9 protein-coding genes and 1 tRNA gene are annotated in these 9,994 nt (G+C 44.9%); 7 read left to right on the top strand and 3 right to left on the bottom strand.

The window, feature by feature from the left end; translation table 11 throughout:
* Positions 1–162: 162 nt before the first annotated feature.
* The 6 genes from BACCELL_RS13320 (at position 163) to BACCELL_RS13345 (ending at position 6,292) form a co-directional block, all read left to right on the top strand.
* The gene (locus BACCELL_RS13320) at positions 163–477 is read left to right on the top strand and encodes a hypothetical protein (protein WP_007212345.1); all 315 of its coding nucleotides are present in this window, start codon (positions 163–165) and stop codon (positions 475–477) included.
* A gap of 79 nt (positions 478–556) precedes the next feature.
* Positions 557–2,716 (top strand): TonB-dependent receptor, encoded by a 2,160-nt coding sequence (locus BACCELL_RS13325; protein WP_007212346.1) that lies wholly within the window; start codon positions 557–559, stop codon positions 2,714–2,716.
* Positions 2,713–3,204, top strand: coding sequence for a DUF4625 domain-containing protein (locus tag BACCELL_RS13330; protein ID WP_007212347.1), 492 nt, complete (start codon positions 2,713–2,715; stop codon positions 3,202–3,204). Before BACCELL_RS13325 ends, BACCELL_RS13330 begins: the two co-directional genes overlap by 4 nt.
* 124 nt (positions 3,205–3,328) lie before the next feature.
* Complete coding sequence (gene surE, locus BACCELL_RS13335) at positions 3,329–4,093, top strand: 5'/3'-nucleotidase SurE (protein WP_022209045.1); 765 nt, start codon at positions 3,329–3,331, stop codon at positions 4,091–4,093.
* Between the two features lie 112 nt (positions 4,094–4,205).
* Positions 4,206–5,360, top strand: coding sequence for a lipid-A-disaccharide synthase (lpxB, locus tag BACCELL_RS13340; RefSeq protein WP_007212349.1), 1,155 nt, complete (start codon positions 4,206–4,208; stop codon positions 5,358–5,360).
* A gap of 170 nt (positions 5,361–5,530) precedes the next feature.
* Positions 5,531–6,292: a NigD1/NigD2 family lipoprotein gene (locus BACCELL_RS13345; protein ID WP_007212351.1), complete on the top strand. Its 762-nt coding sequence runs from the start codon at positions 5,531–5,533 to the stop codon at positions 6,290–6,292.
* A gap of 54 nt (positions 6,293–6,346) precedes the next feature.
* On the opposite strand, the gene BACCELL_RS13350 is transcribed toward BACCELL_RS13345, so the two are convergent.
* From BACCELL_RS13350 to rsfS, 3 genes are read right to left on the bottom strand one after another with little or no spacing between them, the layout of a single operon-like run.
* A complete protein-coding gene (locus BACCELL_RS13350) occupies positions 6,347–7,189 on the bottom strand; it encodes a phosphatidate cytidylyltransferase (RefSeq protein ID WP_007212352.1) in 843 nt (280 codons plus the stop codon).
* A 22-nt stretch (positions 7,190–7,211) separates the two neighbouring features.
* On the bottom strand, positions 7,212–9,308 hold the full coding sequence (gene ftsH, locus BACCELL_RS13355) for an ATP-dependent zinc metalloprotease FtsH (protein ID WP_007212353.1): 2,097 nt from the start codon (positions 9,306–9,308) through the stop codon (positions 7,212–7,214).
* Between the two features lie 8 nt (positions 9,309–9,316).
* Positions 9,317–9,676, bottom strand: a complete 360-nt coding sequence (gene rsfS, locus BACCELL_RS13360; RefSeq protein ID WP_007212354.1) for a ribosome silencing factor — start codon at positions 9,674–9,676, stop codon at positions 9,317–9,319.
* 219 nt (positions 9,677–9,895) lie between these two features.
* Here rsfS and BACCELL_RS13365 point away from each other — a divergent pair.
* Positions 9,896–9,966, top strand: a tRNA-Gln gene (locus BACCELL_RS13365).
* The last annotated feature ends 28 nt before the right edge of the window (positions 9,967–9,994 follow it).

Genomic DNA, 9,994 nt, shown 5'->3' on the forward strand with positions numbered 1-9,994 from the left:
GAAATGCACAAAACGTGACCAAGAGAAGTATAAATTGAGATTGGCATATACCTATATATTGGTAAAAGCCGGAGCGGTAACACATATTAAGTACCAGAGTTTGCGTTTTTAATATGAGATACATATCTTCGCAGCCTATTCAAATACTTGTCGATTAAGAAAGTGAATAACAGCAGAAAGAAGAGAGTAGTTATAGCATGGGTGCTGATGATGGCACTTCTGCCGTTCTTCGTGGTGAAGGCTTTTCACCATCACGAGGACGAGCATGCTGCTTCCTGTTCCCATGCAGATCATCCGCGCCATTCGTCCGATGATTGTGCTATCTGCCACTTTTCTCTTTCTCTTTTCACGGAAGCGCAGTCTGTTGACTTCCGTTGCATCTTAACGCCCATCACATTTGAGCAGGTTGTTCATCAGGATAAGATTGTCTATACACTCTCTTATTCACATTATCTACGTGCACCTCCCATAGCTTGATTACATAATTTACATTCATGTGGAGACGGGCTTTTATAGCTTGCCTCTCATTGTTTTATTCTAATCAAGATTGTAATCAATGCGTATAGGAATTATTCCGGGCGTGCTGGGGATGTTGTGTACAACCCTTTCCGTCCATGCGCAGAAACCCGATTCAGTCCGTAATGTAGCTTTGCCTGAAGTCGTGATAGCGGAAACCTATCAACAGCTTCAGAACAAAAAGACTGCACTTACGCTCGAAGTGGCTGACAGGGATTTTTTGCGGAAACATTTCACGGGTAACTTCATGCAGGCTATGGAAAATATCCCCGGCGTGCAGGCTATGGATATCGGTTCGGGATTCTCTAAGCCGATGATTCGTGGCATGGGCTTTAATCGGGTGGCTGTATTGGAGAATGGCATCAAACAGGAAGGGCAGCAATGGGGTGCAGACCATGGTCTGGAGCTGGATGCTTTCAATGTGGATGCCGTGAATGTAATGAAAGGTCCTGCTTCGCTGCTTTATGGCAGTGACGCCATGGGCGGAGTGATTGACATTGCTCCGGTGCTGGTGCCGGCAGAGAATATGTTGTTTGGTGACGTGACGCTGTTGGGTAAGTCTGTGAACGAAACCATAGGCGCTTCACTGATGCTGGGTATCAAAAGAAATGCATGGTATACGCGGTTGCGTTACTCGGAACAGCGCTTTGGAGATTACCGTATCCCGGCAGACACGATTGTTTATCTGACTCAGAAGATGCCGGTCTACGGTCGTCGGCTGAAAAATACGGCGGGATGGGAACGTAATGTCAATTTCTTTACCCAATATCAGAAGAAAGGATATAAGTCGAATCTTGCTGTGTCCAATGTTTTTCAGAAGACGGGGTTCTTCCCTGGAGCACATGGAGTTCCCGACTCGTCACGTCTGGAAGACGACGGTGACAGCCGGAACATCGATCTTCCTTATAGTAAGGTAAATCACTTGAAAGTGACCACTCATCAGCAGTATGCTTGGGAGAAGTTTATTCTGTCGGGTGATATCGGTTATCAGAACAATCACCGCGAGGAATGGAGTGCGTTTCATACCCATTACGGAACACAACCTCTGCCGGAAACTGATCCTGACAAAGAACTGGCCTTTAATCTGAATACTTTCAGTTTTTCGGCAAAAGGACGGTGGGTCGGTTCTTCTTCCTGGGAACACCGGATGGGGTGGGACTCTCAATTCCAGCGAAATACGATTTCCGGTTATTCTTTCTTGTTGCCGGAATATGATCGTTTTACTACCGGTATATCCTGGCTTACGACGTATCGTCCGGATAATACGTTATCCGTCAGTGGAGGTGTACGGTATGACTATGGTCGCATGCGTGTCTTTGCTCATGATGATCCTTACCTGGCTACTTATTTGCAGGAACAGGGATATGATGAAGAGCAGGTGGAGTTCTACCGGTGGAACAGCCGCTGGGTAAACAGGAGCTTTGGCGACTATTCTTTATCATTGGGTGTGGTATGGACGCCCTCGATGCGGCATCAGCTGAAGGTAAATGTCGGACGGAGTTTTCGTCTTCCGGGAGCTAATGAACTGGCTTCGAATGGTGTGCATCACGGCACATTCCGTCATGAACAGGGAGATGCCACACTTTCGTCCGAACAGGGTTGGCAGATGGATGCTTCTTATCAGTTGAAGTACGGGAGATGGTCCGTATATGTTTCTCCTTTCGTCAATTGGTTTAGTAATTATATCTTTCTGCGGCCTACGGGGGAATGGTCTGTTTTACCCCATACGGGACAGATTTACCGTTATACACAGACGGAAGCCTTGTTTGCCGGAGCGGAGGCGAGTGTGGAACTAACTGTTTTGCCCACTCTCAACTACCGTATATCCGGTGAGTATGTCTATACCTACAATTGTGATGAACGTATTCCTTTGAGTTTTTCTCCGCCTGCCACGCTGCGCAACACGCTCACCTGGCAAAGGAAGCGGTATATGCTTTATGCCGAATGGCAGAGCATAACCAAGCAAAATCGTGTGGATCGTAATGAAGACCGCACGCCGGGTGCAAACCTCTTTCATATAGCTGGCTCTCTTGATTTACCCGTTGCCGGAACGGAAGTGGAGATAACTCTGACTGTCCGTAATTTATTCAATACGCGGTATTACAATCATCTCAGTTTTTATCGGAAAGTGGAGATTCCCGAACCGGGGCGAAACTTTCAATTATTAATTAAAGTACCATTTAAAAAATTATTCAAATGAAAACAAGATTTTATTTCCCGATGATTATTTCCCTTTTAGTGATAAGTGTTTCATTACTTACTGCTTGCGGAGACAGTGACAATCCGCTTAGTGATACTACAAAACCGGTGATTGATCTTAAATCGCCTGCCGAAGGCGGAGTGCTGGCGATAGGCAGTGAACACGGAGTACATTTTGAGATGGACTTATCGGATGATGTCATGTTGAAATCGTACAAGATAGAGATTCACAATAACTTCGACCATCATTCGCATGATACCCGCACTGCTGAGACGACTGTTGATTTCACCTTTAATAAGTCTTACGATGTTTCGGAACAAAGAACGGCTCATATCCATCATCATGATATCGTGATACCGGCTAATGCCACTCCGGGAGATTACCACCTGATGGTTTACTGTACGGATGCTGCCGGAAACGAGGCGCATGTCGCACGCAATATCGTGTTGAGTGCGACGGGAGGAGATGACGGACATCACGAAGAATAACGGTTTACGCTGGTTTTATTCGATATATCGAATGAAACGCAAACTCTGGTACAACAAAAGCAAAGTATTGTATTAGGTGCTTTCTTTATTTTTGCCTACTTTTGCATAGAAAATAAAGATGAATATGGAAAATCAGAGACCTTTAATATTGGTTTCCAATGACGATGGTGTCATTGCAAAAGGCATTAGTGAGTTGGTTAAGTTTCTTCGTCCGCTGGGAGAAATAGTTGTGATGGCGCCGGATGCGCCGCGTTCGGGTAGTGCAAGTGCGCTGACTGTAACGGAACCCATTCATTACCAGTTGGTTCGTAAGGATGTAGGGCTGACAGTTTATAAATGTTCCGGTACTCCGGTCGACTGCATAAAACTTGCCTTGCATACGGTGCTCGACCGCAAACCCGATCTGATAGTCGGTGGTATCAATCACGGCGATAACTCTGCCGTGAATGTGCATTATTCCGGTACGATGGGAGTGGTAATTGAAGGTTGCCTGAAAGGTGTGCCTTCCATTGGTTTCTCTCTTTGCTGTCATGATCCGAATCCTGATTTTGAGCCTTCCGGTCCTTATATCCGTGAGATAGCCCGTCAGGTTTTGGAAAAGGGGTTGCCTCCGTTGACTTGCCTCAATGTAAATTTCCCCAATGTACGGGAACTCAAGGGAGTTAAAGTCTGCGAACAGTCCAAAGGACAGTGGACCAATGAATGGGAGAATTTTGCGCATCGCGGTGATACCCATTACTACTGGCTGACCGGTGAGTTCCAGAATACCGATTCCGATAATGAAAAGAATGATCATTGGGCACTCGATAACGGCTATGTAGCTATTACTCCGACCAAGGTGGATGTTACGGCTTACGAACTTATAGATGAACTGCAAAGCTGGTTTTGAAGAAGTTGAGAGTTGAGAGTTGAAAGTTGAGAATTAGCTGCGCTATGATGCTGCATAATAATTCTCAACTCTCAACTTCCCCAACTCTCAACTTCATAAAATTTTTAATTTTATGAAGTATTACTTGATTGTCGGTGAAGCTTCCGGTGATTTACACGCATCTCACCTGATGGCTGCTTTGAAGGTTGAAGATCCGCAGGCGGAATTCCGTTTCTTCGGAGGCGACCTGATGGCAGCAGTGGGTGGAACGATGGTGAAGCACTATAAGGAGCTGGCTTATATGGGCTTTATCCCGGTGTTACTGCATTTGCGCACAATCTTTGCCAACATGAAACGCTGCAAGGAGGATATCGTGGCATGGCAGCCGGATGTAGTGATACTGGTAGATTATCCCGGTTTTAACCTGAATATTGCCAAGTTCCTGCGAGCCAAGACGCAAATCCCGGTCTATTATTATATCTCTCCGAAGATATGGGCGTGGAAAGAATACCGTATCAAGAATATCAAGCGGGATGTGGATGAATTGTTTTCCATTCTGCCGTTCGAGGTGGAGTTTTTCGAAGACAAGCATCATTATCCGATACATTATGTAGGCAATCCTACGGTAGATGAAGTGACCGCTTTCCGTGCGGAACATCCTGAAACGTACGATGATTTTATTCGTGAGACCGGATTGGAGTCTAAGCCGATAATCGCTTTACTGGCGGGTAGCCGGAAGCAGGAGATAAAAGATAACCTGCCCGATATGCTTCGTGCAGCTTCTGCTTTTCCTGAATACCAATTGGTTTTGGCCGGTGCACCCGGTATTTCTCCTGACTATTATCATGAATATATAGGCGGTGCGAAAGTAAAGATTCTTTTCGGACAAACCTATCGTTTGCTGCAACAGGCTGAAGCTGCATTGGTAACTTCGGGAACTGCTACGCTGGAAACGGCCTTGTTCCGGGTGCCGCAGGCTGTCTGCTATCATACGCCGATAGGGAAGGTTATTTCGTTCCTGCGCCGTCATATACTGACGGTAAAGTATATTTCATTGGTGAATCTTATTGCAAACCGTGAAGTGGTGAAAGAGCTCGTGGCTGATACGATGACAGTAGAGCAGGCCCGTGCCGAACTGGAACGTATCTTATATAATAAGGAGTATCGGCAACGAATGCTCGAAGGCTATGAGTACATGGCATCGCGTCTGGGAGATGCCGGTGCGCCGAAGCATGCTGCACAAGAAATGATACGCCTGTTACACCTGCATTATTGTAGTGGGAGCTAAAGGAGTAGAGGAGTTACATAATGAAAGTCTTTTTGCTTCAAAAGGCTATAAAATAGTTAAAAGAGATAAAGCCGGTGCAGTAAATGCCCGGCTTTCGTATTTTATAGTCAGAATACACGAAAGATTATGAACTAACAATTTTTACGAAAACAAGCAAAAGAACTTTGATTATGAAGAGATTACATTGGCTATTTTTTATGATGTGCTTGGCAGTACTACCTGCGTTGCAATCATGCGATGATTTAGATGACGGATACTCTATCGGTGATTTCTCTTATCCGAATTGGAGCACCGTACGCGTGAAGGGGAATACTTTCTATCTGGAAAGTGACACTTGGGGAACGCTTTGGCCTATTAATACTAATATGGGTTGGTATCAGCCTGTAGACGGGCAGCGTATAATAACAATCTTTAATCCCATCTATGATAATTATGAAGGATATGATCATGCCGTGAAGATTGAGAAGATCTGGCATGCCCTGACGAAAAGTGTGGAACCGCTGACATCGGAGAATGACGAAGAATATGGTAATGATCCGGTATTTATTTATAAAGGGGATATCACTATCAGTGGGGGATATATGAACATTATCTTTATGCAGAATCTGCCGAAGAATTCGGGTACGAAACATCGTATCAGTCTGGTACAACGTGCAGAAGATGCTGAGGTTCCTTTAGCAGAAGAAGGTAATGATGACGGATATATCCATCTGGAGCTTCGATACAATGATTATGATGACCTGAGTGGAGTTCGTGCTCCCGGATTAGTGTCGTTCAATCTGAAAGAATTGAATATAACTTCTGAAACGAAAGGTATCAAGTTAAAGCTGAATTCAGAAGTAAACGATGAAGTCGAAATTACCTTTGAAAAACAATCGGATAATTCCGCAAAAGTTTCTAACTTAGATTTCTCAAAGATGCAATTGAAGTAAAGTAAAGTGTTTTGTGTGTGAGGCCGGGTGAATGTGAATTCCTCCGGCCTTTTTTTATTTCATCAACATTAAAACGTAGAGGTAAACCACTGCTGCGGGGATTGCCAGTAAAGCACTGTCGAAACGGTCGAGCATTCCACCGTGGCCGGGTAGGATGTGACCCGAATCTTTGATGCCTAACTGGCGCTTCATTAGCGATTCCGTTAGATCCCCCCAAGTACCGAAGATGACAACAACCAGTGCCAGTCCGGCCCATTCCCAAACAGACAGGAATGAGAAGTAGTGGGCGAATACGAATGAAGAAGCAATAGAGAACACACCACCACCGATGCTTCCTTCCCATGACTTCTTGGGGGAAATACGTTCGAACAAACGATGCTTGCCGATTAACGAGCCTACACAATATGCTCCAGTGTCACTCAGCCATATAAATACAAAGATGGAAAGTGGTAGGATGGGATTGTAGGTCACGCTGCTTTCTGCCGGGTTATATTGGAAAGCCAATACGTTGAGCAATGCAAACGGTAATGCTACATACAGCTGGCTTAACATGGAAAAGGCCCAGTTGCCAATGGGATTCTTCTTTTTCAGATACAGTTCTGTAATTATCAGGTAAAGCAGTAATGCCAGATAAGGCAGAAATACCTGGGCTCCGATAGTAGATTGACAAAAGCCCATTACGGCCAAGAAGAGATAAGCGCCTCCCAAAGCGGTAATTGTTTTATTGATTTGTACTTCACCGTTTTGGTTTATCAGATGGGCAAATTCGTGTACGCTCAGTGCACCGATAATGGTGAACAGGATACCGAATGAAAGGGGGCTGTATAGGATACAGCCCACCAATACTACTACGAATAACACACCTGTGATGGCGCGTTTTAAGAAATTGCTTTTCACGGTAATTCCGTTTTTTAGTTCTTTATTCTTTTGCGGGTCGTTCTACAGAAACTTTGGTACCTTCTGCTGAAACCTTTGTTTTGCCGGTTTCTGTTCCGCCTTCAACATTGTTTTCTTCTTCCGCTTTTACTTCTTTTTCGCTCTCCACAGCTTCTTTGGCGGCTGCGTCTTCAGCTTTCTTAAGTTCTTCCGAAATCTTGTTTGCACTGATTTCTTCAGAACGAGAAGCCCAAGGACGTTTTCCGAAGATTTCTTCCACATCTTCTGCAAAGATAACTTCTTTATCTATCAGCAACTGTGACAGTTTGGCGTGCCCATCCCTATGTTCGGAAAGTATTTTCTTAGCACGTTCGTACTGTTCGTTCACCATATTCTTCACTTCTTCGTCAATCAGTTCAGCAGTTTTTTCGCTGTACGGACGATTGAAAGAATATTCATCGTTGCTATAATAACAGAGATTGGGCAACTTTTCACTCATTCCGAGGTAGGCAATCATGCCGAAAGCCTGTTTCGTAACACGTTCCAGGTCATTCATGGCACCGGTCGAAATACGTCCCAGGAACAAATCCTCAGCAGCACGTCCACCCAATGTGGCGCACATCTCATCAAGCATTTGTTCTTTGGTGGTAATCTGGCGTTCTTCGGGCAAATACCAGGCAGCGCCCAGTGCACGTCCGCGTGGAACAATCGTTACTTTAATCAACGGATTGGCATATTCCAGTAACCAGGAGATGGAAGCATGTCCTGCCTCGTGGATAGCGATGGAACGACGTTCCGCTTCCGTGGTGATTTTCGTCTTCTTTTCCAGACCACCAACAATACGGTCTACGGCATCGAGGAAATCTTGTTTGCCTACGAACTTTTTGCCGTGGCGGGCAGCGATCAGTGCAGCCTCATTGCAGACATTGGCGATATCGGCACCGGAGAAGCCCGGGGTTTGGCGTGCCAACAGGTCTACGTCTACTGTATTATCTATTTTGATGGGGCGTAAGTGTACGCCGAATACTTCCTTACGTTCGTTGAGGTCGGGAAGGTCTACATGAATCTGGCGGTCAAAACGTCCGGCACGCAGCAAGGCTTTGTCCAAAACGTCTACACGGTTGGTAGCAGCCAGGATGATTACACCGCTGTTGGAACCGAAACCGTCCATTTCTGTCAATAACTGGTTCAATGTGTTTTCGCGTTCATCATTTCCACCCATTGCGGCAGCTTTGGCGCGGGCACGACCTACGGCGTCAATTTCATCAATGAACACGATACAGGGGGCTTTTTCTTTGGCTTGGCGGAACAAGTCACGTACACGTGATGCACCTACACCGACAAACATTTCCACAAAGTCGGAACCAGCCAGTGAGAAGAACGGTACGTTGGCCTCGCCTGCCACAGCTTTGGCAAGCAGGGTCTTACCGGTTCCCGGAGGGCCTACCAGCAATGCACCCTTGGGTATCTTACCTCCCAGGTCTGTATATTTTTGCGGTTCTTTCAGGAATTCCACAATTTCCTCTACTTCCTGTTTGGCCTCGGCAAGTCCGGCTACATCTTTGAATGTAACTTTTACGGGAGTCCCCTTCTCAAACAGTTGGGCACGCGATTTACCGACATTGAAAATGCCGCCACCGCCTGCGCCGCCACCACCGCTCAGACGGCGTGACATGAATATCCAGAAACCTATAAGGAAGGCAATAGGCAGAATCTGCCACAGTACGACCCCGAAATAATTGCGTTTCTTTTCGTAGTTGATAGAACCGTCAAAGTGCAGTTCATCTTTTTCCTTTTGCAGGAAGTTTCCCAAACTTTCACGAGACGGTGCTTCAGTTGTAATCATGGGATTTTTACCCACTTTACTAGAGTCTGCCTGAAATACGTTTTTAACGTATTGTGGCTTGATATATGCTTCTACAGAGTTATCATCATAACCGATGATTTTGCTCATATAGCCGTCACGTACGTATTGCTGGAATTCGTCATAAGAGACACTTTTGATTCCGGTACTGTTTTCATTGGTGATGTACAAGCCCAGAAGCATCATAGCTATGATCATATACAGCCAGTTCAGGTTGAACTTGGGCATATTTACCTTATTGGGCTTTTTGTTAGCGTTATTATTATTGTTGTCCATAGGGCTTATTAATCAATGTCAGGTATTTGGGTTAATTTGGCGTCGGCCCAGAGATTTTCCAGATTGTAGAAGTCTCTCGTTTCGGGTAGAAACACATGGACCAATATGTCGGAGTAATCCATTGCTACCCATTCGGCATTGCGCAATCCGTCTATTGCAAAAGGTTTGCTGTTAGCGCCTTTGCGGGTGAATTCCTTTACGGACTCTACAATGGCGGTCACTTGGCTTGGGGAGTTTCCCTGACAAATGACGAGATAGTTGCAGATAGTATCGCCAATTTTAGAAAGATCTGCTATTACAATATTTTTTCCTTTTTTATCTTGTATACCTTCGGTTATTTGTTGAATGAGTTTCTTTGATTCGTTCATTGCTTATTATTAAAATTAAACAGTTGACAAATATACGCTGAATTCTTGTATCAAACACCTAAAAGGGAAAAAGTCTTTCAATTTTTGATTTTTTTTAGGTTATATATTTCTTTGGCATACGGCATCTTAGCAGATTTTAGAGAAAAAAACACGAGAAATTGTTTTGGATTATCAAATTCTTTGTATCTTTGCAACCGCAAAACAGGAACGACCTGTTATTGGGCTATGGTGTAATGGTAACACTACAGATTCTGGTCCTGTCATTCCTGGTTCGAATCCAGGTAGCCCAACTAAAAAAGCTGCGAATGTAATAAGTTC

Origin of the sequence: Bacteroides cellulosilyticus DSM 14838 (assembly GCF_000158035.1) — a bacterium.
GTDB classification, from domain to species: domain Bacteria; phylum Bacteroidota; class Bacteroidia; order Bacteroidales; family Bacteroidaceae; genus Bacteroides; species Bacteroides cellulosilyticus.